Here is a 25,613-nt window from a genome sequence, read left to right on the forward strand (position 1 = left end):
GGATGAGCTTCCTGCGCGTACGGGACCTCACGGTCACCTTCACCCGGCCCGGACATCCGCCGGTGCGGGCCGTCGACGGCGTGACCTTCGACGTCGAGGCGGGGCAGTCGGTGGGGATCGTCGGCGAGTCCGGCTCCGGCAAGTCCGTCACGTCACTGGCCATCATGCGGTTGCTGCCGGCGCGGAACGTGCGGGTGACCGGCAGCATCATGCTCGGTGACCAGGACCTGCTGTCCCTGTCCGCCCGGCAGATGCGCGACGTCCGGGGCCGGGACGTGGCCATGATCTTCCAGGACCCGATGACGTCGCTCAACCCGGTGGTCACCGTGGGGCGGCAACTCGTCGAGGTGATCGTCCGGCACGGTGACAGGTCGGCCGCCGAGGCCAGAGAAGATGCCCAGGCCCTGTTCGACCGGGTCGGCATCCCGGACCCGGCGCGCCGGCTTCGGGAGTACCCACACCAACTGTCCGGCGGGATGCGGCAGCGGGTCATGATCGCTATGGCGATCGCCTGCCGACCTCGGCTGCTCATCGCCGACGAGCCCACCACGGCGCTCGACGTGACCATCCAGGCGCAGATCCTCGACCTGCTGCGTGACCTCGTCGAGGAGAGCGGCTCGGCGCTGGTGATGATCACGCATGACCTGGGGGTCGTGGCCGGACTGTGCGAGCGGGTGCACGTGATGTACTCGGGCCGGATCGTGGAATCCGCCCCGGCCGGCGGCCTGTTCGGGCAGCCCGCCCACCCGTACACCGACGGTCTGCTGCGCTCGATACCCCGGATGGACGGCGAGCGGGGCGGCCTGTTGCACACCATCCGCGGCTCGGTGCGGGACGTCGTGCCCTGGGATCGCGGTTGCGCGTTCCAACCCCGCTGCGACCATGCCGTCGACGCGTGCCTGGGCGCGGCACCGCCGGTGCAGGAGCTCAGCCTCTTCCCGCCGCGCGAGGTCCGCTGTCCACGCCCGCTGCAGCCGGCGGCACACCCCGCCGCCGCGGGACGTCACGAGGGAGGCGCCGAATGAGCCTGCTTCAGGTACGCGATCTCAAGGTCCACTTCCCGATCCGCGGCGGAACACTTTTCCGCCGCCAGCACGGCTCCGTGAAGGCCGTGGACGGCGTGGACCTGGACGTAGCGGCCGGGACCACGTTCGGCCTGGTGGGAGAGTCCGGCTGCGGCAAGTCCACCCTCGCACGCGCCGTCACCCGGCTCATCGAACCGACCAGCGGCACCGTCACCCTCGACGGCGAGGACCTCCTCGGGCTCAGCGAACGGCGGCTGCGCTCGTCACGGCGGAACTTCCAGCTGGTCTTCCAGGATCCGATGGCCAGTCTGGACCCTCGGCAGAGCGTCGAGTCACTGCTCACCTAGCCGCTGCGCGCCCACAAGATCCCAGGCGGATCAACGGAACACGCGCGACGCATCCGGCACCTGCTGGACGTGGTGGGACTGCCGGCGACCGCACTCAACCGCTACCCGCACGAGTTCTCCGGCGGTCAGCGCCAGCGGATCGGGATCGCCCGGGCCCTGGCGCTGAACCCCAAGCTGGTCGTCGCCGACGAGCCGGTGTCCGCGCTGGACGTCTCCGTCCAGGCACAGGTGATCAACCTGCTCAAGCAACTGCAGGAGACGTTCTCGCTGACCTATCTGGTCATCGCCCACGACCTCGCAGTGGTCAGGCACATCAGCGACACGGTGGCGGTGATGTACCTGGGATCGATCATCGAGCAAGCGCCGTCCGAGGCGCTCTACCGGAAGCCGACCCACCCCTACACCAAGGCCCTCATGGGCGCGGTGCCGGTGCCGGACCCAGCGGTCGAAGTGGCCCGCACCCGGATCCTGCTGCGGGGCGACCTGCCGTCGCCGGCCAATCCGCCCGCCGGGTGCCGATTTCACACCCGCTGCCCGTGGCGCCAGCCCACTCGCTGCGCCGACGAGCGGCCGGCCCTGCACATGGTCGCGCCGGGGCATCAGGTTGCCTGCCACTACGCGAAGGACATCGAGGCCGGCCGGATCCAGCCGGCGGCGACCGCCACGCCGAGGTCCGGGGCGACAGCCCCGAAACAGCCGCAGCCCGCTGCGGCGCGCACCGCGGAGCTCCTGACTGGCCGGCAGTCCCATGGGCGGTGACCTCAAGCCGGAGGTCGTGCACCTGCGCGGCGGCGCCGTCAGCATTGTCATCGACGCCAGCGGACCGGGGCTGACGGTGCTGCGGTACTGGGGTCCGGAGCTGAGCGAGGCGGACGCGCGCAGCCTCGGTCTCGGCTTCGGCGAGGCACTGCCGGTGAACTCGCCCGACCCGGTGGTGCCGCTGGCGATGCTGCCCGAGGCGGCCACCGGACACATGGGTCGCCCCGGTCTGCGCGGGCACCGCACGGGAACATGCTGGTCGTCGGCCTTCGCACTGACCGACGTTGCGGTCACCGGCGGTACGAGCCGGTTCACCGCAGTCGATCACCGCGCCGACCTGGAGCTGGTGACCGAGGTGGAGTTGGCGCCGTCGGGGTTGGCGCGGGTGCGTCACGAGCTGACCAACCGCGGCACCACGGCGTACGTGTTGGAGGGGCTGGAGGTTGCCCTTCCGGTGCCGCCGCACGCCGACGAGCTGCTCGACTTCACCGGCCGGTGGGCACGCGAACGCCACCCGCAGCGTCGGGCGTTCGACCGGGGTGCGTGGGTTCGGGAGAGCCGACACGGCCGTACCGGCCACGACGCGACCATCGGCCTGGTGGCCGGCACCCGAGGCTTCGGGTTCCGCAGCGGCGAGGTGTGGGGCATCCATGTTGCGTGGAGCGGCAACCATCTCACCTACGCACAGCGTCTGCCCGACGGCCGATCCACGCTCGGCGGCGGTGAGTTGCTGCTCAGCGGCGAGGTGATCCTGGCCGCGGGGGAGGCGTACCGGTCACCCTGGATCTACGCCGCCTACAGCCCCTCCGGTCTCGACGGCCTGAGCGCGGTGTTTCATCGGTGGCTACGGTCGCGGCCGCAGCACCCGGTGCCGGACCGGCCGCGACCGGTCGTGCTGAACACCTGGGAGGCCGTCTACTTCGATCATGACCACGCCCGGCTGCGCGCGCTGGCGGAGGCGGCCGCCGACGTCGGCGTGGAACGGTTCGTCCTCGACGACGGCTGGTTCGCCGGGCGCCGGCACAGCAGCGCCGGCCTGGGGGACTGGTTCGTCGATCCGGACGTCTGGCCCGACGGCCTGGGGCCGTTGATCGACCACGTCGAGGCGTTGGGCATGGAGTTCGGGCTCTGGGTCGAACCGGAGATGATCAACCCGGACTCCGACCTGTTCCGGTCGCACCCGGACTGGGTCCTCGGCCCGGCGCCGGGCGTGCTGCCGGTCACGATTCGCCGACAGCAGGTCCTCAACCTGGCGCATCCGGCGGCGTACCGGTACATCCTCGACCGGCTCGACAGCTTGTTGCGGGACCACAACATCAGGTATCTCAAATGGGATCACAACCGCGACCTGGTCGACGCCGGCCAGGACGGCCTGGCATCGGTACACGACCAGACGCTCGCCGTGTACCGGTTGCTCGCCGAGTTGCGCCGGCGACACCCCGGGGTGGAGATAGAGAGTTGCTCCTCGGGCGGGGCACGGATCGACCTGCAGATGCTGGAGTACACCGACCGGGTGTGGGCGAGCGACTGCAACGACGCGCTGGAGCGCCAGGCGATCCAGCGTTGGACGGGGCTGTTCCTGCCCCCGGAACTGATCGGTTCGCACGTCGGACCGTCGCGTTCACACACCACCTCGCGTACCCACGACCTGTCCTTCCGCCTGGCGACCGCGATCTTCGGCCATCTCGGCCTGGAATGGGACGTCTCCACCGCCACCGACGAGGAGCGACGGCAGTTGCGCCGGGCGATCGTCACCTATCGGGGGCTCCGCCCGCTGCTGCACGGGGGAACCGTCGTCCGCGTCGACCACCCGGACCCGTCAGCCTGGGTGCACGGGGTGGTGTCGGCGGACCGCTCGGCCGCGGTGTTCGCCTACGTGCAGCTGGCCACGTCCGTGGACGCCGTGCCCGCCCCTTGGCGGATGCCGGACCTTGATCCGGACCGCTCGTACCGGGTCACCCTCCTCGATCAGATCGGCCCGCCCGCCACGGCTGGTCGATCCGACCCTGCCTGGTTCGAATCGGGTTCGGTCGACGTGGGCGGTCGGGTGCTCGGGGTGCTGGGGCTGCCGCCACCACTGCTGGCACCCGAGCAGGCCGTGCTGGTGCGGCTCGACGCCGTCGGGGAGCCGCACCGCCAACGGTGAAGCGCCGGCGCGACGTGGGGCGGGCGTACGCGAACCGGCCACGATCGTGGGCGCCCGGGCCCGACGGACGGCGCGCTGGTCGTCCACCACGCGGCCGAACGTCGTGTCGTCGCGCGGCTGGTCGGCCAGGACGCGCCGCTGCTGATCGGACAGCAGCGCGAGGTCGTTCCCGGCCGGGCCCCTCGGGTCGGAGACGAGGAGGTTCTCGCTGCCGGCTCCGATGGGCCCGCCGGTGATCGGAGATCGGTCCAGGCCGGTGACCGGCAAACCGGTTCGGGTGGCGTCATCGGCGTTGGCGGTGTCTGCGATTCGCGCTCTTGATGACGACCAGGTCGGGGTGGCGGCGTTGGTCGTGCGGCGGTCGGGTCCGGTCACGAGGCGGCTGCCGGTGCTCCGCCGGCGCGGCAGCGTACCGTCACGCCGCCGGGTGCGGGGAGGCGGTCGGGCAGGTGCACCTTATGCGACGTTACGGCTGGAGTCTTTCTTCTGCGCTGTTGTACTGTGACATTGTACGCTCCTCCGTTGTGGTGGTGCCTTCAGCGACGGCGACGGGATCCAGGCCGGGTTCGGTCGGACGGATGCGACACAAGACAGGGAGTACGGGATGCACGCGCGATTGAAGCCATGGCACGGGGTGCTGGTCGCCACGGCGCTGCCCTTCGACGACCGGCTGCAGGTCGATCTCGATCGGTTCGCGGAGCACGTCCGGTGGCTGGCCGCCGAGGGCTGCGACGGCGTGACCCCGAACGGGTCGCTGGGGGAGTACCAGACGTTGACCGAGCAGGAGCGACGCGCCGTGGTGCGTACGGCGGTCGACGCCGCTCCGGACGGCTTCACCGTGATGCCCGGCATCGCCGCGTACGGTGCGTTGGAGGCGCGCAGATGGGCCGAGGACGCCGCTGAGGCCGGTTGCGCGGCGGTCATGCTGCTGCCCCCGAACGCCTACCGGGCCGACGAGCAGGCCGTCGTCGAGCACTACCGCGAGGTGGCGAAGGTCGGCATACCTGTGGTGGCGTACAACAATCCGATCGACACCAAGGTCAATCTCACCCCGGCCCTGCTCGCCCAACTGTGCGGCGAGGGCCTGATCGTGGGCGTCAAGGAGTTCTCCGGCGACGTCCGGCGCAGCTACGAGATCGCCGAGCTGGCCCCGGACCTCGACGTGTTGGTCGGCGCTGACGATGTGGCATTGGAGATGTGCCTCGCCGGAGCGCGGGGCTGGGTCGCGGGCTACGTCAACGCGCTGCCGCGGGCGAGTGTGCAGCTGTTCAACGCCGCCGCCAACGGCGACCTGGCCACCGCCCTGCCGCTCTATCGGATGCTGCATCAGCTGCTGCGCTGGGATTCCAAGACGGAGTTCGTCCAGGCGATCAAGCTGTCGATGGACGTCGTCGGGCGGTATGGCGGGCCGTGCCGGCCGCCGCGGGTTCCGCTCACCGCCGAGCAGCAGCGCGCCGTGCGGGAGGCCACCGAGAAGGCGACCGCCGCCGGGTGCCGGTAGCGGAAGGGCGGTAGAGACGTGCGCGGCAAGCGGCTGTTCCACGCGATCTGCTCGCACACCGGGGGCATGCCGAACGACGTCCTCCCGCTCGGTGGACAGCGGGCTTCCCGCATCGGCCACCGGGAGCAGGGGCGGGCCGCGCCGGGGTTCTACACTGCGCTGCACCCGGTCCCCATGGCGGTCGCACCGAGATGGGGATGCGACACGATCCGGGTGGTGCGAGGCGGTGGATCCGGTCCAACTATCCTCCAAGCGGAGGGGGTGCAGTAATGGCGCAGTCGTTACATTTGCCGATGCTCGAGGCGCGGCGCAGCGTGCGGGGCCAGGTCGCCCACGCCCTGCGTGCGGCCCTCGTGGCCGGTGAAATGCGCCCCGGGGAGATCTACTCCGCGCCCGCCCTCGCCGCGCAGTTCGGCGTGTCGCCCACGCCGGTGCGGGAGGCGATGCTGGACCTGGTCAAGGAGGGCCTGGTCGAGACGGTGCCCAACAAGGGTTTCCGGCCGACCGAACTCTCCGACGAGGAACTGGACAACATCACCGAGATCCGGCAGCTTCTCGAGGTTCCGATGACCATCCGGGCGGCTGGCGTCGCAGGCGCCGATGACCTGGCCCGCCTGCGGCCGATCGCGCAACGGATCGTCGAGGCGGCGCAGGAGAAAGATCTGATCGCGTACATCGAGCAGGATCGGGTGTTCCACCTGGAGCTGCTCGCACTGGCGGGCAACGCGAACCTGGTCTCGCTCGTCGGCGAGTTGCGCTCCCGGACGAGGTTGTACGGCCTCACCCGGCTCGCCGCCAACGGCGAGTTGGCCTCGTCGGCCGCGGAACACCTCCAGATGCTCGATCTCATCGCCGCGAACGACCGGCGTGGCCTCGAGCGCCTGATCAAGGCGCACATCGGCCACGTGCGCGGCAGTTGGGCCGGCCGGGAGGAACGCCCGCGCAGGCAGCGGTCACGAGCTGCGGCAGCCGAGAAGAACGGGCACTGATCTCGGCCGGGCTGGCCGAGGGCTTGATCCACGTCCGCGGCGGCGTGATCGTTGCGGTGCCGCGTGGCTGGGTCGATGCGCTGCGTTGCGCCGTTCAGGGCCACTTCCGATGAAGACGGCTCGCTTTCATCTCGGGTCCAACGGGGATGGCGCCGAAAGTGGACTCACATCTTGCCGTGGACTGTTCCGCCGGATCAGGGCGCGAGTCGCACCTGGACGACCGGTTCCCGTTGCCGACACGCGGCCATCGAAGCCGCTCTAGCGGTACTCGACGCGACCGATACGATGTGGTGGCACACACCATCGTGGATCTTCGTGCGCACGGCAACACCAGCAGTTTCGAGTCGACGACTACAGCAGACGGCGGTGGATCATGCGGATACAGCCGCGCCAGGAGATCCTCGACATCTGGCGGGCCACGGTACGCAGTTGCTGGCAGGACGGTGAATGGCACTGGGGTGGCCGCAGCGGCAGCAACTCCATCAGCGACGCGGAGCAACTGCTGACTCTGCTGCTCCCGGCGGCCAAGGTCCCGGTTCTGTCGCTGGACGACCCGGACCGCACCGACGAAGAGGTCATCGAGGCACTCGGCCCGATCGGCGGTGCGATCGAGATTCCCCGTCGGCTGGTCGGCGTGATGATCGACTACTACACCCGGTACACCGACGACACCGGGACCCCGCTGTTCGATGGTGGCAGCTACCTCAACCCGTTGGAGGGTGGCCCGGACCTCACCGACGAGCAGCGCTCCCAGGACATCGTCGACTCGTTCGCGGTGTCTGTCACGCTCACCCTGGCGACGATCGGTTTCGTCAAGGTCTACCGTGGCTCCACCCAGCGGCGCGACCTGCTGGCGCAACTGGACAACCTCGAGGCGATGGCCAGCGCGCGCCTCACGGCGGCCATGGTGGGGCTGCTGCGCAGCTTCAGTACCTTCGTCTTCACCGCCACCGACGAGTACGGCGTTCGGCTGTGCGACATGGTCAACCAGGACGAGCTGCCCCGCCGCGAACTCGTGGCGGCGCTGCGCGAGCAGCTGCGGGACACCATGGCCAGCCTGCGCAGCGTGGTGATCGGGTCCGGTCGGGTGACCGAGGACCTGGACAACAGCGAGATGCTGTTCGAGTGCGGCTGGTCGTGGGGGACCATCGCCGGTGCCGAGGAGGTCCCGACCACCGAACCGATCGGCCAGCAGCGCGAGGGTTCGGCGGAGAACGCTCCCTACCTCTACTTCACGGTCATCGCGATGGACGCCATCGAAGACCTGAACTCCGAGCGCACCCGCCTGCTCGGGTTGCTCAACGAGGAGCAGCAGCGGCTGTCCCGGGCACTGCAACTGCGCTGGGAGCTGACCCGCACCTACTGGGCGACGGTGGCGACCTTCGGCAACCGGCGGCGGTGGCCCATCGAGGACATCCCGTGGCGGACGACTGACGGTGACCGCACCGACTACTACACCCTGCAGGCCACGTCGCTGGCGGTGAAGGGACTGCTCGCCGGTGGGCGCGGCGCCGACGAGGAGCTCGGGCGGATCGCCGCGGTGCTCGTGGAGCTGGCGCAGCGGTCGCGGATCACCCGGCGTGCCTCGCCCGACGAGCCGGCGTTGATCGTGCATGCGCCGGGCAAGCGGGTGACGCTGAACGACGACACGTCGAAGCCGATCATGACGTGGAACGTCAACGAGTTCTCCACGGTGCTGCTGCAGCGGGCGGCCACCGTCGCCGGTCTGCTGAGCAACGCCCGGCAGCGCAGCGAGCTGCTCGAACTTGCCGACGAGGTGTGGGAGCACCTGCTGCTGCGGCGTATCCCGGACGGCCGGCACCGCGGGCTGTGGGACCACGCCGGCGGTGCCTTCCCCGGGCTGGCGCCGAAGCCGGACGCACCCTCCTGGTATCTGACCGAGCGGGTGGTGCAGGCCCTGGTCAGCGCCGGTCAGCTGCTCTGGGAGCGGCCGTTCCCACGAGCTGGCCGGCTCGCCGCGTACGCGCAGGATCTCATCGACGAGGCCGAGTACCTGTTCGACCGCGAGTTGATGCGCGGCACGTTCGCCGGTGAGGCGATGCAGCGCAGCATGCGCAGCATCCGGGCCAGCCTGCGCCGGGCGCAGACGCTGGTGGACGAACGGCCCGGCACGGCGGCCGCTCTGGCGAACACCCTGCTGCTGCTGCTCAACGACATCACCACCGGGCAGCAGAAAGCCAGCGAGGGGATCTGAATGCTGGTCTTCGTCACGTCGCACAAGGGCGGCACCGGGCGTTCGGTGACCGCGGCGAACATCGCCTACCGCAGTGCGTTGTCCGGCCGCCCCACCTGCTACCTGGACTACGACTTCGGTTCGCCGACGGCCGGCATCACGTTCCAGATCCCGCAGGCGGTCAACGGGGTGGAGGGCGCCGGGCCGAACGGCGGCGGCCTGCATCGGTACCTGCGCGGGGAGATCCCGTCGCCGGAGCAGCTGGACGTGTGGGGCACCTCGGAGCGGGCCAGCCTGCGGCAGCGGCCCATCGGGTCCGGTCCGTTGGTGCTGCTGCCCGGACAGCGCAACGGCAGCGAGTTCGGCTTCACCAACGACATCGCCAAGCGCTGCGCCGAGCTCTTCCTCCGGTTGGAGGAGGAGTTCGACCTGACGCTGGTGGACCTCAGCGCCGGCCGGTCCTACGCCAGCCAGATCGCGCTGGCGGCGACCGCCACGCCCACCCTGCGGAAGGTGACCGTTCGTTGGTTGGTCTTCCACCGGTGGACCCCCCAGCACGTCACGGCGGCCGCGGACCTGGCCTTCGAGGCCGGCGGGATCCTGGCGATGGGCAAGGAGTACGGCCACGAGCCGGAGCGGCTGCGGGAGTCGTTGCGGTTCATCCGCACCGCGGTGATCGATTCGCGCGGTCCCGAGGTCGGCCACCTCGACCTCGCGCAGCAGGCCTTTCTGCGCAAGTGCGACGCGGAACTGTCGGAGCTGGCCCGACGGCGGGGCGTTGGGCGCACCACACTGCTCGGTGCGGTGCCGCTGGATCCCCTGCTGCAGTGGCGTGAGCAGCTCATCTCGGACCACGACGTGCAGACCAAGATCGCGAACGCCAAGACCGTGGACGCCTTCGTGGATCTGACCGAGAAGCTCTTCGACGAAACGGCATGGGAGACCGCGTGATCGGCGTGGATGTCAGGTTCCAGGAGGCGGCTGCGGTGCGTCGTACGGAGAGCGTGGCGTACTCGCATCTGTCGGTGGAGTTGGGGCACTTCTACGCGGAGGACTTCGGCGACGGGTGCCACGAGCTGCGGCGCAAGTTCGAGCGGATCGCGGACTGGGCGGGGGCGATCCCGGCGCTGGCCCGACGAGGACTGCCGCCGAACCGGCAGCCCCGGATCAGCACCTGCTTCCTGGTGGACGACTACTTCCACCGGTTCGGCACCCCGCGCGAGGTGATCCCGCAGGTGCAGAGCGCCGCGGCGGAGCACGGCCTGACGGTGGACTACGTGGCCCGGGAGTCCAGCTTCGCCCGGCACGACGGAGTCGAGCTGGCCCAACTGGTGGTCGACACGCTGGTGGTGGAGCCGCCCCGGCACACCAACGGGAGCCGCCCGCCGCTGAGCGAGTCGGGCTGGCTGTCCAACGGTAAGCGCTCGCCCGGGCACGTCGACGCGCCGGCGATGACCCTGCCACTGCCGTGGTCCCCGCCGGTGCAGTCCGGCGACCCCCAGCACTCCATCTTCGTCGACGTCGAGCTGTGGTCCGACGAGCCGAACACGCGGGTGTGGGCCTGCGCGCTGCTCGCCTCGGTCTGGCAGATGACTCGGCTGGGCGTGCTACGGCACCGGGGTGAGACGATCACGCAGCCGTGCCGGCTTGCCGGCGAACTGCCCACCGACTGGGACGAGCTGCCGTCGGTCGTCCAGCTGAACCCGGTCGCCGCGCCGTTCTGCGCGTATCGCACGCTGACCCTGATGGACACCCGGTACCTGCCGGTGGAGCTCGCCGTGCGGACCATCCTCGGTCAGGTCGCGGTGCCCCCGCCGGTCGCCCGGCAGATCGCCAAGCGGGCCGGCGGGGAGGGCCTGCAGCTGCCCAGCGAGCTGGTCGACCGGTTGAGCTACGTGTTCATCGGCGAGTGAGCGCCGTCAGCGTGGGCACGGCTGGTTGACCGCCACCCGGCCGGCCAGGTCGCGCAGCAGGGCCTGGTTGCTCACGCTGATCTGATCCCGGATCCAGTTGACCGACGACTTCCACTGCCGGCTGAACCCGGGCACCTGCTCCAGCCGGTCCCAGATCGGCCGTAGCCGCGGGTCCACCCGTGCGCCGGGCAGCCACAGGTGCAGCAGGTGCTCCAGCACCGGCCGCAGCCGCTCGATGTGCTCCTGCCCGGAGACCGATCGGGTCACCGCGGCCTCCACGACGGCGGACAGCATGGTGAGCAGCCAGTCGTGCAGGGCGAGATCCTCGCAGAGGCCGGCCACGGCGGCCGGCACATCCTGCGGGCCGACCACGAGTTCGACCGTGCGCAGCGTCGGGGAGTCCACGGTGACCACCGCCGAGGAGACCTGGTCCGGTCGTTCGGCGACCCGCGCGGTCCAGCGCAGCCGGGTGCGCGCCGCGCGCAGGGGCGGGCGCCGGTCCAGCAGGTCGGACATCTGTACGCCGTCGAGCACCCGGCCGGTGATCGCCTCCAGGTTCAGCACGTCGGCGGCGTTGCCGTGCAGGAAGCCCGCCGCCAGGTCCGCGGCGTCCAGCTTCCCGACCGTCTCCAGGACGCCGGGACTGGCCAGGTAGTGCGACCACGGTTGGCGGCGCTCCCCGGGGACGACCTGGATGACCGAGGACGCCTGCCCGATCCGGCCGCCGGTGATGATGGCCCGGGTGACCACCGCGCCCACGCCGCGTAGCTGGCGCTTCTTGGCGCTGGGCAGCCAACAGTCCACGCCGGTGCGCACGTCGGGCGACACCGCGTAGAGCGACGGGCGCCGCGACGTCAGCACGGCCTCGCCCTCGACCAGGCTGAGCACCTCGGCGCTCTGCTCCTGTGCCAGCGCAGTGCTGTGCTGCAGCAGGCTGGTGTGCACCTCACCCACCGTGAGCATGGCTTCCTCCGCATCGCCGCCACCGGTCCGCGGTCGCCCGCGGAATGCGGTCCCATGGTGATTGACGTACGCCGCCGTGACCCGCACCGACACGGACCCGTGCGGGAAATGCCGAAACACCCGTGGGCACGGGATTCCGCCCGTTCCGGGCCCGTATCTGTCCAGTGGCCATCATAAGCCCCTCCCTGGCGGGAATCCCATGCGTGGCGGGGGTTGCCGGGCGTTCACGGGTCGGAGGGATGTGACGTCGGCTGATATTTTCAATGGTGCGGTCCCCAGCCACCCCCTGGAGTTTGCCGTTCATGAAGGTTTACATTTCGGCCACCCAAAAGGACCTGCTGGAATATCGCGCTGCCGTGCACGCCGTGGCACGTCGCCTCGAGATCGAGGACGTTGCCATGGAGGCGTACGGCGCCGACATCAGGCCACCCCTGGAACGCTGCCTGGCCGACGTACGCCGCTGCGACCTCTACGTGGGGCTGTTCGCCTGGCGGTACGGGTTCCGGCCGCCCGGCCAGGAATCCTCCATCACCGAACTGGAATACCGCGAGGCCCTCGCCGCCGGGAAACCCTGCCTGATCTTCCTGCTCGCCGAGGACACGCCGTGGCCGGTGGACATGATCGACCGGGACGCCGACTGGCAGCAGGTCGTCGCGCTGCGCCGGGAACTCAAGGAACGCCACCTGTGCGCCTTCTTCTCCAGTGTGGACGACCTGTCCGCCAAGGTCACCGTGGCGCTGGCCGACGTGCGCAGCGGCCGCTCCCCGGCCCGCGAACCCGCCGACCCCGACACCCACCTGCCAGAGGCCGTACGCAACCACTACTACAAGCAGTTGGCGTTGCGCTACCAGGCGGTGCCCCTGGACGGGGTGTCGCCACGACCCACCATCGGATACCTCACGGTCGGCCTGCCGAAGGTGTTCGTGGAACCGCGGGTACACGAGGACGCCCGACCGGAAATGCCCCTCGCGTGGTGGCGCTGGGCCGGCTCCACACCGGACGGTGACCCGGGCGGCCTGCCCGGCGTGGTGGACCCGGAGGAAGTGGAGCGGCTCTGGGAGGAGTACGCGGCCAAGGACGCACTCGCCCTGTTCGACGTGGTGTGCGATCCGAGCCGGCGGGCTATCGTGCTGCTCGGCGACCCCGGCTCCGGCAAGTCAGCGACCGCACGCTATCTGGCGCTGGCACTGGCCGGCGCCTGCGTCGAGCCCCGACTGGCCGCGCTGGACCGCTACCTGCCAGTCCTGATCGAGCTGCGCTCGTACGCCGTGCACTGCGGAGACGGCCGGTGCGACGGCCTGCTCGACTACGTCGGCCACCGCCACCAGCAGGGACTCGCCGGGATCGACCAGGACGTGCTGGAGTCGTACCTGCGCCAGGGCGGCCAGGCACTGTTCCTGTTCGACGGCCTCGACGAGGTGTTTGACCCGGCCCAGCGCGAGGAGGTCGCCGCACAGATCGCCACATTCGCCAACGAATACCCCGGCGTCCGGACGGTGGTCACCTCACGGGCAGCCGGATACCTGCGACACACCTTCGCCAACGCCGGCTTCGACCACTTCACCCTCGAGGACCTCGACGACGAACGGATCGCCCGCTTCCTCGGCAACTGGTACCGCTACGTCATGCCCACCCCGCCGGCCGAGGCGGACCGGCAGCGGCGGCAGATCCTCGACGTGGTGCGCAGGTCCCGAGCCATGCACGAGATCGCCGGCAACCCGCTGCTCCTGATGCTCATGGCGATCGTCGGCCGGGGCCACCCACTGCCACGCAACCGGCGCCGGCTCTACGCCCACGTCACCGACGTGCTGATCTCCGAATGGGACGTGACCAAACAACTGCGGGAAAGCCACGGCGACGTACCGCCGCTGGACCCGCAGGCGAAGCGGCGGCTGCTGCGCCACCTGGCGTTCCGGATGCAGTTCCGGGAGTCCGGACCGGCAGGAAACTACATCGAATCCGACGAACTGGCGCGCATCTTCCGAGACCACCTGGTCGACTTCTACGGATTCGAGAACGAGCGGGCGCTCGCCATGGCCTACTCGATGATCGACAAGTTGCGCCAGCGAAGCTTCATCCTGGAACGGTACGGCCTGCGACTTTTCGGGTTCGTGCACCGCACGTTCCTGGAGTTCTTCTGTGCCGAGGAGATCGTGGACAGGTTCGAGCACGATCCGGACGCCTGGGGCCTCGACCAGCTGCGCGCGCTGTTCCGCGAGCACTGGGCCGACCCGTCCTGGCGGGAGGTGCTCCGACTGGTCGCCAGCGCGCTGCCCGCCCCGACCGCCAACGAGTTGGTCACCCTCCTCGCCACCGAGGTCAACCAACCCTGGCCGCCGCTGAACCTCACCGGCCCACCATGGAACCTGGTGCTGGCCGCGCAGTGCGTGGCGGAAGCGCCCCAGCCGGCCGAGCTGGCCGGCGCGGGTGACGCCGTGCTGGGCCAGATCGTGCTGCTGGTCGAACACGGCATCTCCGCCGACGACCCCAACCTGGTGGAACTCACCGAACAGGAACTGCTGTCCTCCATCCGGGCGCTCGGCCCGCACTGGCCCGGCCGGGCTGCCTTCCTGCACTGGTACCGCCGCCGCGGAGTGCGCACCAGCTGGCGCTCCGGCTCCGCGTTCGCGACCCGGATCGCCGCGGTGCTGTCCACCGCCGAGGAACAGCTGGAGGAACTGCTGGTCCGCGAACTCGGGCAGGGCCGCGAACGGCAGGCCCACCTCACCATGGTCGCCGGACTGGCCGAGGCCGCCGGCCGGCTGGACACCACCAGCCCCAGCCGCCGCCGCTGCCGGGACCTGCTCCTCGCCCAGGCACAGGCGGAAGTGTCGACCGCCGTACGGCAGGCGGCCGTCCGGGCTCTGGTCGCACACTTCAGCGCCGACCCCGAGCTCGTCGACGTGCTGCGCGACCTCACCGAATCACCCGACCCCGCGGTACGCTCGCTCGCCGTGCAGTCCCTCGGCGGCCGGGCCGAGCTGTCCGAGGACGTCCGCCAGGTGCTGGCGAGGGCCACCGAAGACCCCGCCACCACCGTGCGGCGCGCCGCCGTGGGAGTCCTCGCCGCCCGCTGCGCCGACCTGCCCGACGTACCCGCGACGCTGCAGCGACTACTGGACACCGACACCGACCCCGCAGTGGTCCAGTCCGCGCTGGAAGGCCTGCTCGCACTGCCCGAGCACGCCGACACGGCCCGCACACGGGCGCTGGAGCGGGTCGCCAGCGACGCCCCGGACGAGGTGCGGCGCAGCCTGGTCACCGAACTCCTGCCCGGCGGGCCCAGCCCCGACGGCACCGAACTGCTGCTGAAACTGGCCTGCTCGGCCTCCTCCGCACGGCTGCGCGCGGTCGCCGTGCAGCGACTGGCGCTCGTACCCGATCCGGAGGGGCGCTGCCGAGCCCGGCTGGTCGACCAGATCGAGCAGGACGAGGACGCGTCCGTGCGGGCCGCAGCGGTCACCGCACTGCTCGACCAGGACCGCGCGGACGACACCGGATGGACCGTAGCGGCGTACGCCGCGCGCGCCGACGACGACGCGACCGTGCGCCTCGCCGCGGTGCGTGCCCTGGCCGAGGCCTACCCGGACCACCGCACCGGGGAACTGCTGCTGGAACGAGCCCGCCGGGACCCGACCGCGAGCGTCCGGCTCGCCGCGGTCGACCTGCTCACCGGCCGGCCGCTGCTCGGCCACGCTACTCGCGACCTGCTCATCAGCCGGGCCTCCCAGGAGCGGGACCCGATCGTCCGGCTGCGGGTCACCCGCAGCCTGACCCACCTCGGCGAGCCACCGGACCCCGAGGTGCGCGAATGCCTCGCCGAGCAGGTCAGCCGCGACCCCGACCCGAACGTGCTGCGCGCCGCCGCGCAGGCACTCGCCCGCCACGGCCAAGCCGACGGCCTGCTGGAGACGCTGTGCCGGCGGGCCCGCCGAGACAGCTACGCCGGCATCCGGCTGGCCGCCGTGCAGGCCCTGTGCGCGTTCGGCAGCCCCGACGTGGTGACCGACGTGCTGCTGGAATGCGTCGAGTCGGACACCGACCCGGCCGTGTTCGACGCGGCGGTGCGCTGCCTGACCGAACGGGGCTCGGCGTCCATGGCGGTGACGCTCCGGCTGATGCGCCGCCTGGCCGACCAGGACCCGGCGATCCGCGCCCGCATCGCCGCCGCGCTCGGCGAGCACTTCGGGGCCGATCCGGAGGTTCGGGTACTGCTGGTGGGGCTGGTCCGCGACGACCCGGACCTGGAGGTCCGGCGCCGGGCCGTGGAACAGCTGGGAGCCACGCTGGCCGACCGGATGGGGGTACGGGAACTGCTGCTGCGGCTGGCGGACGACGACGACTGGGAGATCCGCCGCACCGCGCTGCTCGCGTTGACCCGTCACTACCGGGGGGACAGCCGGACCCGGGAGGTGCTCGTCCGGCTCGCCCACCAGGAGGACGACGGCACGGTTCGGCGGCTGGCCGCCCAGCTGCTGGCTTCGCTGCCGGACACCAAGCCCGACGACTTCCCGTGACCCGCCGCTGGACGGGGCCCCGCCCGGCGCCCAATGGCCGGCGGAAGCCTCGTACCTGACCCGGCAGGGCGGCGGTGACCGGCAAGGTTCCGGTGCGCGCCAGGGCACTCCTTGGTCGTAGGTGGCGGGGTGGTGATGTCCGGGCGCACGTGGCAGCCGAACGTTAGGCGAAGCACTCCCGCGCCATCGTCGCAGAGCCAGTCCCATCCGCCAATCCGTTGACGCCGATGCGTTCGGCCGGTAGGAAAAGCTTTACCTACCGGTTCCGGCCAGACCAGGAGAGCTTTCATGACGACCGAGCACAGCAGACGTGACTTCCTCCGATGGGCCGGGGTGACCGCCTCCGCCGCAGCCTTCGCGCCGCTGGTCGCCGGCCGGGCAAGCGCCGATCCCACGCCTCCCGGCAACCCCTGGGCCCGCGCCGAGTACATCAGCGCGAAGGTACGCCGCCCGCACTTCCCCAACCGCTGGTTCGACATCCGGCAGTACGGCGCCGTCGGTGACGGCGCTACCGACTGCACGGAGGCGATCAGGCAGGCGATCGCCGCCTGTCACGTCGCCGGGGGAGGGCACGTGCTGGTTCCGGCCGGCCGGTTCCTCACCGGGCCGATCCACCTGCTCAGCAACGTCGACCTGCACGTCACCGCCGAGGCGGTGGTGCTGTTCAGCCAACGCCCCGCCGACTACCTGCCAGCCGTGCTGACCCGGTTCGAGGGCGTCGAGCTTTACAACTATTCACCGCTGATCTACGCCTTCGAGCAGGAGAACATCGGGATCACCGGTGCAGGGGTGCTCGACGGTCAGGCGGACAACGAGCACTGGTGGCCGTGGAAGGGCAAGGCCGAGTACGGCTGGAAGAAGGGCGACCCGAAGCAGGACGCCGCCCGGGCCCGGCTGTTCGCCATGGCCGAGCAGGGCGTGCCGGTCGAGCAGCGGGTGTTCGGCGAGGGCGACTGTCTGCGCTCGTCCTTCATCGAACCCTACCGTTGCCGCAATGTGCTCATCGAGGGGGTCACGATCGTCCGCTCCCCGATGTGGGAGATCCACCCGACCCTGTCCGAGAACGTGCTGGTGCAGAACGTCACCGTCAACTCCCACGGCCCGAACAACGACGGCTGCGACCCCGAATCCAGCCGCATGGTCGTCATCCGCGGCTGCACCTTTGACACCGGCGACGACTGCATCGCGATCAAGGCCGGGCGAAACGCCGACGGGCGCCGGGTCAACGTCCCGAGCGAGGACATCCTCATCGAGGACTGCCTGATGCGCGACGGCCACGGCGGAGTGACCATCGGCAGCGAGATGTCCGGCGGGGTGCGCAACGTCTTCGCCCGCAACTGTGAGATGTCCAGCCCCAACCTGGACATCGCCCTGCGGTTCAAGACGAACTCCGTCCGCGGCGGGTTCATCACCGACGTCTACGCCCGCGACATCCGCATCGGCGAGGTCGCCGGCGCGGTCATCGACGTCAACTTCTTCTACGAGGAGGGTCCCGGCTACGGGTTTAACCCGGTGGTGCGCAACATCGACGTCCGGGACCTGACCGTCGGCCAGGCCGGGCGCGCTCTCAACCTTCGCGGCTACGCCGACGACCACATCACCGACGTGACCCTCACGAACGTGGACTTCGGCACCACGGGTAAGCCGGGCGTCGTGGAGTACGTCGACAACCTCGTGCTACGCAACGTCGTCGAGAACGGGCAACCGCTCGTGCTCGCGTCGGCCTGAGTGTCCGGAGCACCGGGGGCCGCATGGTCAAATGTGGCGGTGCAGCGAACGCCCCGCAGCTCACCGACCCGGTCGACCATCCACGACGTGGCCCGACTCGCGCAGGTGTCCACCGCGACCGTCTCCCGGGTGCTGACCGGCGCCAAGCCGGTCTCGGCCGACCTGGCCCAACGGGTACGCGACGCCGCAGCGCATCTGGACTACCGGCCCAACCCCGCGGCGCAGGTATTGCTCAGCGGACGCTCGCACACCGTCGGCGTCGTCGTCCCGGACCTCGCGAATCCCTACTTCGCCGAGGTGCTCAAGGGCGCGACGCCGGCGGCCGCCGAGCGCGGCTGGCGCACTCTCGTCGCCGACACCGACGAGGATCCCGAGGTCGAATACCGGGCCGCCACCGAACTGGGCCGCTGGGTGGACGGCGTCATGCTGTGCTCACCCCGCATGAGCACGCTCCGACTCCGGGAGCTGGCCACCAAGCTCCCGGCCCTCGTCCTGGTCAACCGCCTGGTACGACACCCGTCGGTGGCGGCGGTGCTGGTGGACTACCACCAGGGGATGACACAGCTGTGCGCCCACCTCGCGTCGCTCGGGCACCGCCGTCTCGTCTACCTGCAGGGGCCGCCCCACGCCTGGTCCGACGGGCAGCGCCGGCGCGCCCTGCGCACCGCCGCCGGCCGAGGACTCGACGTCGTGCAGATCCCGTGCGGCTCGACGGCGCCGGACGGCCACCGGGTGGCCGAGGAGGCACTGGGACACAAGCCGACCGCGATCGTCGCCTTCAACGACTACGTCGCGCTGGGCGTCCTGAGCCGGCTCACCGAACTCGGCGTCGCGGTGCCGGGCGACGTCTCGGTGACCGGTTTCGACGACATCCCGCTCAGCGCCCTCACCCCGCCCGGGCTCACTACGGTAGCCGTGCCCAAGCGGGCGGTCGGCCGGCTGGCCTGGCAGCGGCTCGCCACCGAGGGAGCCGGACCGTCGCTGACAGCGACCAGGGTGCCGGTCGAGCTCGCCGTCCGCGGCTCCACCGCCCCACCCCGTCAGGAGCGTAGCTAGGGCATGTCCTGCCGATCTTCTAGTGGTTGATCGTTGACGATGTGCCAGAGGTACGTCGTGGTGGGTTGACCGATGAGGCGCGGGCGGTGATCGCGCTGCTGCTGCCCGAGCGGGCAGTGCGCGGGGGCGGTGGCGGGATCACCGCCAGGTCATCAACGGGATCCTGTGGAAGCTGCGCACGGGTGCGCCGGTACTCATCGCCGCCATCATCTGGCTTCCATGATCGACAGAAAACCTAGTTGCTGTGTTTGTGGGCGTCGAGGGCGGCCTGCTCCACTCGCTGGCGGTAGTCCAGCCACCATGACTCGTCGGCGGCGGGCTGGTTGTCGTTGCTGGGCAGCAGCCCGGCCGCGCCGTCGATGAGTTCGCGCACGATGTCAGCGTGGCCGGCGTGCCGTTGCGTTTCCGCGATGACGTGGACCAGGACGTGGTGCAACGTGACCGCTGCATCGCCCCACCACGGCACACGGCCGACCTCATCCAGTGCAAGGGCTTCAATGGTGGTGTCGGCGTGGGCGATCGCGCGACGGTAAAGAGCGACGATCTCCTCGCGGGTCTCATCGGCAGTCGCCCACATGTCGGCATTGGTCTCCGCTCCGTCGCCGACGTACGGCAGCTCCTGCTCGAACGGTCGGCCGAACACGACGCCGAAGTAGAGGATCTCCATGGCCGCCGAGTGCTTCACCAGACCGAGCAAGTTGGTGGCGGTCCGGGTCAACGGACGTCGAATATCGTATTCGCTGAGCCCGTCGAGCTTCCACAGCAGCGCGTCACGGCCGCCCTTCAAGTAGCTGTATAGGTCTGCCTTCATGGCGGCACTATGGCATCCGGTTGGGTGTCGGCGCTGCCCCGGACGACCCACGGAGCCCATGATCGGCAGGACACGCCCTGGTCTCAGGCGGGATCGGCCTCGCCGTTCTCCAAGGGGCGCCCGGTGCTGGCGCGGACGATCAGCGTCGGGGTGAGCATGACCGGCTGTGGCCACTGGTCACCGGCCAGGCGCGCCGACAGGTGATCCCAGGCCAGCCGGCCGAGCTGTGCGCGCTGGTTGCGCAGCGAGGTCAGCGGCGGTCGCGCGTACGCCGCGATGGGGATGTCGTCGTACGAGGTCACCGACACCGCGCCGGGCACCTCGACGCCGGTGTCGTGCAACCAGCTCAGCAGCCCGATCGCGACCAGGTCGTTGAAGGTGATCACCGCCGTGGCGCCGATGCCCAGCACCTCCGGCCCGGCGTCGTACCCGTGGTCGCCGGACCAGCCCCCGGTGATCTCCGCCAGTTGCATGCCCATCTTCCGGGTCAGGGTGCGCAACGTGCGGCGACGCTGCCCGTCCGACCAGGAAGCAGGTGGCCCACCCACGTACGCGATCCGCCGGTGGCCGAGGTTCGCGAGGTGGTCCAGCAGTTGCCGGCTGCCGGAGCGGTAATCGACGCAGACCACCCCCGCCTGTTTCGCCGTTCGGTTGACGCAGACGACCGGGATCGGCCCGTCGAGGATCCTGGCGAGGTGTTTTGGTCGCAGCCGCGAGCTGCACAGCACCAGGGCACTCGCGTGGCTGGTCAACTCCTCCGCCAGCCGCAGTTCCTCGTCAGGGTCCTCCCCACTCTCGCTGATCAGCAGTCGGTGGCCCGCCGCGCGCGCCCCGGCGCCGAGGCCCTTGAGCACCTCGGGAAAGAACGGGTTGGCCAGATCGGGCACAGTCACCCCGATGGTGCGGACCTGGCCGAGCTTGAGCTCCTTCGCCGCGCCGTCGGCCCGGTAACCCAGTCGCGCGGCGACCGAGCGGACGTGGTTGCTCACCTCGAACGAGATCTGCTCCGAGCCGTTGAGGACCCGGGAGACTGTCGACACCGACGTGCCCGCTTCGCGTGCGACGTCGACGAGACGAACCCGCCTTCCGCCCGTCACACCGCACCTCCTGATCCGATTGCTGGTCGCCACTGTACGACCGGGGCGATCGATGCGCGGACCACCTCAGCCGCCATTCGGTGCAAACGTTTGATCGGAGCAGCTCGGGCGTCCGACGCGGGTCTGGATCGTCGCATGCCTCAGCACCGGGGCGGTCGACCCTGATCTGCGCTTACCGGCGGATCTGTTGCCTCAGGGCCGTTGACAAGGAGCGGTGATGGTCGAAATAATCCATGCAAACGTTTGCATGGCTGATCGTCGGTGGACGGTCACCTCCGGGCTTCCGACGCCCCACAATGCGCAGACCCCGACCGGGTTTCTGCGGGGGACCGACGCCGTACGAGCCAACGCACCACCGTCACCACCTGTCCGTTCCCCCGAACCGAAAGGGAATGCCGTGACGACGCAACTGCCGGAACCGAAGCGAGCATCACGAGGCCGACGCCGTCCCCGTGCCGTCCTCGTCCTGCTGGCCCTGGCTCTCGCTTCGACAGTCACCGCGGCCGCCGGAGCCGACGCGAGCCCCAGAGCCAGCGCCAACGCCGACTCGGCGATGATCCAGCGGATCGTCGACAAGATCGAGACGCCCGCCATCCCGAAGCGGGACTATGTGGTCACCGACTTTGGTGCCGTGGGCGACGGCAGCGCCGACGCGCGTCCGGCCATCATGGCCGCCATCAAGCGCGCCTCCCAGGATGGTGGTGGGCGGGTGATCCTGCCCGCCGGCCGCTGGTTCAGCAAGGGGCCGATCCATCTGGCCAGCCGAATCGACCTGCACGTGTCCGAGGGAGCCACGCTGCTGTTCAGTCCGGCCGCCAAGGACTACCTGCCCGTCGTGCGCACCCGCTGGGAGGGCACCGAGCTGTTCGGCTACTCACCGCTGATTTACGCCAATGACGTGCACGACGTGGCAATCACCGGCAAGGGCGTCATCGACGGCAACGAGCAGCACGAGTTCCACAGCTGGACGGGAAAGCAGCAGGGCGACCAGCTGCGGCTGCGTCAGATGGGTTTCACCGGCGTGCCGGTCGAGCAGCGGATCTTTGGAGCCGGCACCTACCTGCGGCCCAGCGCTGTCCAGTTCTTCCACGCCACGCGGGTGCTCCTGCAGGACTACACGATCCACAACTCCCCGTTCTGGATCAACCACCTCGTCTACACGGACGACGCCATCGTGCGCAACCTCGTGGTGGACAGCCACCGGGCGAACAACGACGGCGTGGACGTCGACTCGAGCACCCACGTGCTCATCGAGAAGAACACCTTCCGCACCGGCGACGACTCCGTGGTGGTGAAGTCGGGCCGAGACCTCGACGGGCGGACCATCGGCCGGCCGAGTGAATACATCGTCGTGCGCAACAACGACATGGGTGGCGAGGACGGCATCGCCCTCGGCAGTGAGATGTCGGGCGACATCCGCCACGTCTACTTCACCGACAACGTGCTGCGCACCGGCGCCTCCGCCATCCGGTTCAAGGGCAACCTCGACCGGGGCGGCACGGTCGAGCATATCCGCGTGCGGAACATGACAGTCGAGTCCTTCGACACCTTCATCTGGTTCCAGCTGAACTACCCCGGTGAACTGGGCGGCAACTTCCCGCCGGTGTACCGCGACATCGTGTTCTCCGACATCACCGTCGAGGCCGCCGGTCAGGTGCTCGAAGTCCACGGTCCGCAGGCCGCGCCGCTGCGGGACGTCCTGCTCAAGGACATCGTGGTGAAGAAGGCGGACAAGCCGTTCGTCCTCGAGAACGTCGAGCGACTCCGCTTCGACAACCTCATGATCAACGGCGACCGGGTCGACGGCAATCTCGACTGGAAGTAGGCGCCGCACTTTGCTCACCACCTCCGACGTCCGGACCTGCTGGCCGTGACCGGCCTCGCCCTGACGGCAAGCACACCCATGGAGGGGTAGGTCTCGGCCAGCAGGTGGCGAAGCGTCCGCGAGCGAACGCCTACGCGGAAAGGCTGGTCCGCACCGTCGTCCTGGGCCACGTGTTCGTCGGCCCGGCGATCGCGATGGCGGCCATGGTCATCTGCTCGCAGCTACGGCGGCGTTCGCCGCACGGACGATGAGTTCGTGGCCCACCGCGTTGGGGTGATCGCCGTCGTCAGCGAGCAGGTCGGTGGGGTCCTGGTCGCCGGCGACGCCCTTGAACGCCGGGTAGGTGGGCACGTAGAGTGCGGCCGTCTCAGCGGCCGCGTCGCGCAGAGCCTGGTTGACGTACCGGGTGGCGGTAGCCGACTGCGCCATGCCGGCATCGCCGTACTCGGCAAGCCCCACGGAGCCGTCCTTGACGACGTTCCAGTAGCCGAGCACGAGCACCGTGACGGGACCGTCGTGCAACTCGCGGATCCGGTCAATCGTGGCGGCCACGTTGGCGCCGACTCGCGCCGCGACTCGCCGATAGGTTGCGTCGTCGCCGTCGGCGTCGAACGCGGCGGCCAGGTCGTTCGCGCCAACCATGATCATGATGACGCCAGCCTCGCGCAGGTCCTCGTCCGTATCAGGGGACTCGAGCTGCGCCCACACATCGTCGGAGCTGAAGCCGCCGCGCGCGAGGTTGACGGAGGGGACGGCGGGCACCTGCATGCGGGCGTACAGGTCCGGGAAGGGCACGCAGTCGCAGGCCGACCCGGCCGGCACGGAGTCGCCGAGCGCGACCACCGCACCCGCGGCGGGCCCGGGTGCGGGCGGCGGCGGTTCGCCGCCGCTGATCGCAGTCGACAGGAGCATGGCGATCGCAGCGGCGCGTCGCAGGGCGGTGCGTCGCCGCGCCCCTTCTGCCATCACCTCACCCCGAGCGGTTCGAGGGATGGCGCGCAGGCGTCGCCGTCTGCGCGCCGCGCCCGGCGCCACCCGGTCGGCAGGAACGCCTCCGCCTTCAGTACGGCCATGGCGATCCGGGGCAGGTCGCGGGCAGTGGGGAAGCACAGGTAACGCGGCTGCCACGCCGGCTGGTACTTGGCGTTCGCCCGGTACAGCGACTCGATCTGCCAGAACCGGGAGGCCAGCCGCAATAGCCGGTGCCAGATCCGCAGGATCGGCCCGGCCCCCAGCCCCTCGGCGCGGGCGAAGACCGAGCGCAGCACGGCGAAGTTCAGCGAGAGCCGTCCCACGCCCAGGCCGGGCGCCGCTTCGATCGCGCTGACCACCATGAGTTCCATCACGCCGTTGACCGCCGAGCGGTCGCCACGCATGAGGTCCAGCGACAGCCCGTCGTTTCCCCATGGTACGAACTGCAGCACGCCACGCAGCCGAGCGGTGCCGTCGCGGCAGAGCACGAGCACACAGTCGCCGTCCTGCGGTTCGCCGAGGCGGGACAGTGCCATCGAAAAGCCGCGCTCCACCGGTCCGTCCCGGAACTGGCTGGCCGCACGTACCGCCTCCGCCAGTGCGGCCGGCGACAGGTCGCGCTGGCGGATCACCTCGCTGGTGTACCCGGCGCGCTTCGCACGAGCAACCGCCTGGCGCACGGCGCGCATCGGCCGGCCCTCGAGGCTGAATCCGGCCGCGTCCACCACGGCCTCGTCGCCGAGCTCCACCACGTCCAGGCCGCTGCGGCGGTACGACCGTCCGCCGGACGGGCCGCAGCCGAGCACCGCCGGGGTCCACCCATGCCGGGCGCTGTCGGCCAGCCACGCGTCGATCGCCTGCGACCACGCATCCTGGTCCCCGATCGGGTCACCGGTGGCGAGGCTGACCCCGTCGATGACGCGATACGGCACGGCAGCTTTTCCCGATGGCGCCCACATCAGCAGCTTGTCCCGACGCAGGGCGAAGTAGCCCAGCGAGTCGGCCGCGCCGTACCCGCGCAGCAGCTCGCGTAGCCGGTGGTCCTGTTCCGCGGTCCGCTCGTCGGCATCGCGCCGGGCGTGGCGCAGCAGCAGCACCGTGGCGGCGCCGACCGCGAGCAGCCCGAACGCGCCGGTGGTGAGACTGACCGCCTCGGCGCCCAGCGGGTGCCGGAATCGCAGCGGGCCGGGTGCGCCGACCAGACCGAGCGCGGCGTGCTCCGCCCACAGCCGCACGCCCGGCGTGCCGACCAGGCGGTTCGGCCGTAGGGCTATCTCCAGCATGCCGAGCGTGAAGCCGGCGCCCGCAAAGCCGGCGAACGCCGCCAGCGCGCGCCACGGACTGCGCGGATCGGCGACCACCCGGAACTGGCCGTGCACCGCGACCAGCATGGCCAGCAGTGCGCCCGAGACCGCCGCCGCGTCAAAATCGAGCCCCTTGGCGATGTGCAGGACCATGCCGACGCTGGCCAGGAAGACGGCCAACCGCCAGGCGCTGCGCTTGCCTCGCCGCAGCCCCGCACCCAGGTAGACCAGCAGCACCCCGCTGACCGCCGTGGCTGCGCGGGCGGTGAGGACGCCGGTCATCGGCAGGTACTCCGCCAGGACCTCCAGCCCGCCACGACGCGGCGGCAGGAGCCAGGTGAGGATGGTGAACACGCCGGCCACCTGCACAAGCCGGGCCACGCCGGCCCGCGTCAGCGGCGGGCGTGGCCGCCAGGGCCCGCCGACGAATGCTGTGCCTCCTTGCGGCGCCATGCGGGTCATCATC

The 25,613-nt window shown here is 70.4% G+C and carries 16 protein-coding genes and 2 pseudogenes; 13 read left to right on the forward strand and 5 right to left on the reverse strand.

Annotation, left to right across the window (positions count from 1 at the left end; genetic code table 11):
• Positions 1-2 precede the first annotated feature (2 nt).
• The 8 genes and pseudogenes from ABZ783_RS27435 to ABZ783_RS27470 all read left to right on the forward strand — a co-directional run bounded on the left by ABZ783_RS27435 (position 3) and on the right by ABZ783_RS27470 (position 10,874).
• Complete coding sequence (locus ABZ783_RS27435; protein WP_357442942.1) at positions 3-1,025, forward strand: ABC transporter ATP-binding protein; 1,023 nt, start codon at positions 3-5, stop codon at positions 1,023-1,025.
• Positions 1,022-2,131, forward strand: a pseudogene (locus tag ABZ783_RS27440) (oligopeptide/dipeptide ABC transporter ATP-binding protein). The gene ABZ783_RS27435 and the pseudogene ABZ783_RS27440 overlap by 4 nt, the downstream one beginning before the upstream one ends.
• On the forward strand, positions 2,121-4,277 hold the full coding sequence (locus tag ABZ783_RS27445; RefSeq protein WP_357442945.1) for an alpha-galactosidase: 2,157 nt from the start codon (positions 2,121-2,123) through the stop codon (positions 4,275-4,277). Before ABZ783_RS27440 ends, ABZ783_RS27445 begins: the two are co-directional and overlap by 11 nt.
• Before the next feature lie 604 nt (positions 4,278-4,881).
• A complete protein-coding gene (locus ABZ783_RS27450) occupies positions 4,882-5,778 on the forward strand; it encodes a dihydrodipicolinate synthase family protein (RefSeq protein WP_357442948.1) in 897 nt (298 codons plus the stop codon).
• Between the two features lie 293 nt (positions 5,779-6,071).
• Positions 6,072-6,767 carry a GntR family transcriptional regulator gene (locus ABZ783_RS27455; protein ID WP_357442951.1) on the forward strand — a complete coding sequence of 232 codons (696 nt, stop codon included), beginning with the start codon at positions 6,072-6,074 and terminating at the stop codon, positions 6,765-6,767.
• Positions 6,768-7,140: 373 nt separating this feature from the next.
• Positions 7,141-8,982, forward strand: a complete 1,842-nt coding sequence (locus ABZ783_RS27460) for an SCO2524 family protein (protein WP_357442953.1) — start codon at positions 7,141-7,143, stop codon at positions 8,980-8,982.
• Positions 8,983-9,912: an SCO2523 family variant P-loop protein gene (locus ABZ783_RS27465; protein ID WP_073837225.1), complete on the forward strand. Its 930-nt coding sequence runs from the start codon at positions 8,983-8,985 to the stop codon at positions 9,910-9,912.
• Positions 9,897-10,874 carry an SCO2522 family protein gene (locus ABZ783_RS27470; RefSeq protein WP_357442956.1) on the forward strand — a complete coding sequence of 326 codons (978 nt, stop codon included), beginning with the start codon at positions 9,897-9,899 and terminating at the stop codon, positions 10,872-10,874. Before ABZ783_RS27465 ends, ABZ783_RS27470 begins: the two co-directional genes overlap by 16 nt.
• A 6-nt stretch (positions 10,875-10,880) precedes the next feature.
• On the opposite strand, the gene ABZ783_RS27475 is transcribed toward ABZ783_RS27470, so the two are convergent.
• Positions 10,881-11,837 carry an SCO2521 family protein gene (locus ABZ783_RS27475; RefSeq protein WP_357442959.1) on the reverse strand — a complete coding sequence of 319 codons (957 nt, stop codon included), beginning with the start codon at positions 11,835-11,837 and terminating at the stop codon, positions 10,881-10,883.
• A gap of 302 nt (positions 11,838-12,139) precedes the next feature.
• Here ABZ783_RS27475 and ABZ783_RS27480 point away from each other — a divergent pair, with 302 nt between their 5' ends.
• From ABZ783_RS27480 to ABZ783_RS27495, 4 genes and pseudogenes are all read left to right on the forward strand, one after another.
• Positions 12,140-16,354, forward strand: a complete 4,215-nt coding sequence (locus ABZ783_RS27480; protein ID WP_357442961.1) for a HEAT repeat domain-containing protein — start codon at positions 12,140-12,142, stop codon at positions 16,352-16,354.
• A gap of 288 nt (positions 16,355-16,642) precedes the next feature.
• Positions 16,643-18,082 (forward strand): glycosyl hydrolase family 28 protein, encoded by a 1,440-nt coding sequence (locus ABZ783_RS27485; RefSeq protein ID WP_357442964.1) that lies wholly within the window; start codon positions 16,643-16,645, stop codon positions 18,080-18,082.
• A 39-nt stretch (positions 18,083-18,121) separates the two neighbouring features.
• Positions 18,122-19,138 carry a LacI family DNA-binding transcriptional regulator gene (locus ABZ783_RS27490; RefSeq protein ID WP_357442967.1) on the forward strand — a complete coding sequence of 339 codons (1,017 nt, stop codon included), beginning with the start codon at positions 18,122-18,124 and terminating at the stop codon, positions 19,136-19,138.
• Positions 19,139-19,179: 41 nt separating this feature from the next.
• Positions 19,180-19,328, forward strand: a pseudogene (locus tag ABZ783_RS27495) (transposase); the annotation flags it as partial.
• 45 nt (positions 19,329-19,373) lie between these two features.
• Here ABZ783_RS27495 and ABZ783_RS27500 read toward each other — a convergent pair.
• Both ABZ783_RS27500 and ABZ783_RS27505 read right to left on the reverse strand, forming a co-directional pair.
• Positions 19,374-19,949, reverse strand: coding sequence for a DinB family protein (locus ABZ783_RS27500; RefSeq protein WP_357442969.1), 576 nt, complete (start codon positions 19,947-19,949; stop codon positions 19,374-19,376).
• Positions 19,950-20,032: 83 nt separating this feature from the next.
• Entirely contained in the window at positions 20,033-21,079 is a 1,047-nt protein-coding gene (locus ABZ783_RS27505; RefSeq protein ID WP_357442971.1) for a LacI family DNA-binding transcriptional regulator, read from the reverse strand.
• A gap of 364 nt (positions 21,080-21,443) precedes the next feature.
• Between ABZ783_RS27505 and ABZ783_RS27510 the strand changes: the two genes are divergently transcribed.
• On the forward strand, positions 21,444-22,871 hold the full coding sequence (locus tag ABZ783_RS27510; RefSeq protein WP_357442973.1) for a glycoside hydrolase family 28 protein: 1,428 nt from the start codon (positions 21,444-21,446) through the stop codon (positions 22,869-22,871).
• A 207-nt stretch (positions 22,872-23,078) separates the two neighbouring features.
• Here the strand turns inward: ABZ783_RS27510 and ABZ783_RS27515 are convergent, their stop codons facing one another.
• Both ABZ783_RS27515 and ABZ783_RS27520 read right to left on the reverse strand, forming a co-directional pair.
• Positions 23,079-23,714 carry an SGNH/GDSL hydrolase family protein gene (locus tag ABZ783_RS27515; protein ID WP_357442975.1) on the reverse strand — a complete coding sequence of 212 codons (636 nt, stop codon included), beginning with the start codon at positions 23,712-23,714 and terminating at the stop codon, positions 23,079-23,081.
• A gap of 122 nt (positions 23,715-23,836) precedes the next feature.
• A complete protein-coding gene (locus ABZ783_RS27520; protein ID WP_357442978.1) occupies positions 23,837-25,600 on the reverse strand; it encodes a phosphatidylglycerol lysyltransferase domain-containing protein in 1,764 nt (587 codons plus the stop codon).
• Positions 25,601-25,613: the final 13 nt, after the last annotated feature.

Source organism: Micromonospora sp. NPDC047738 (assembly GCF_040642675.1).
In the GTDB taxonomy this organism is placed as follows: Bacteria; Actinomycetota; Actinomycetes; order Mycobacteriales; family Micromonosporaceae; genus Micromonospora.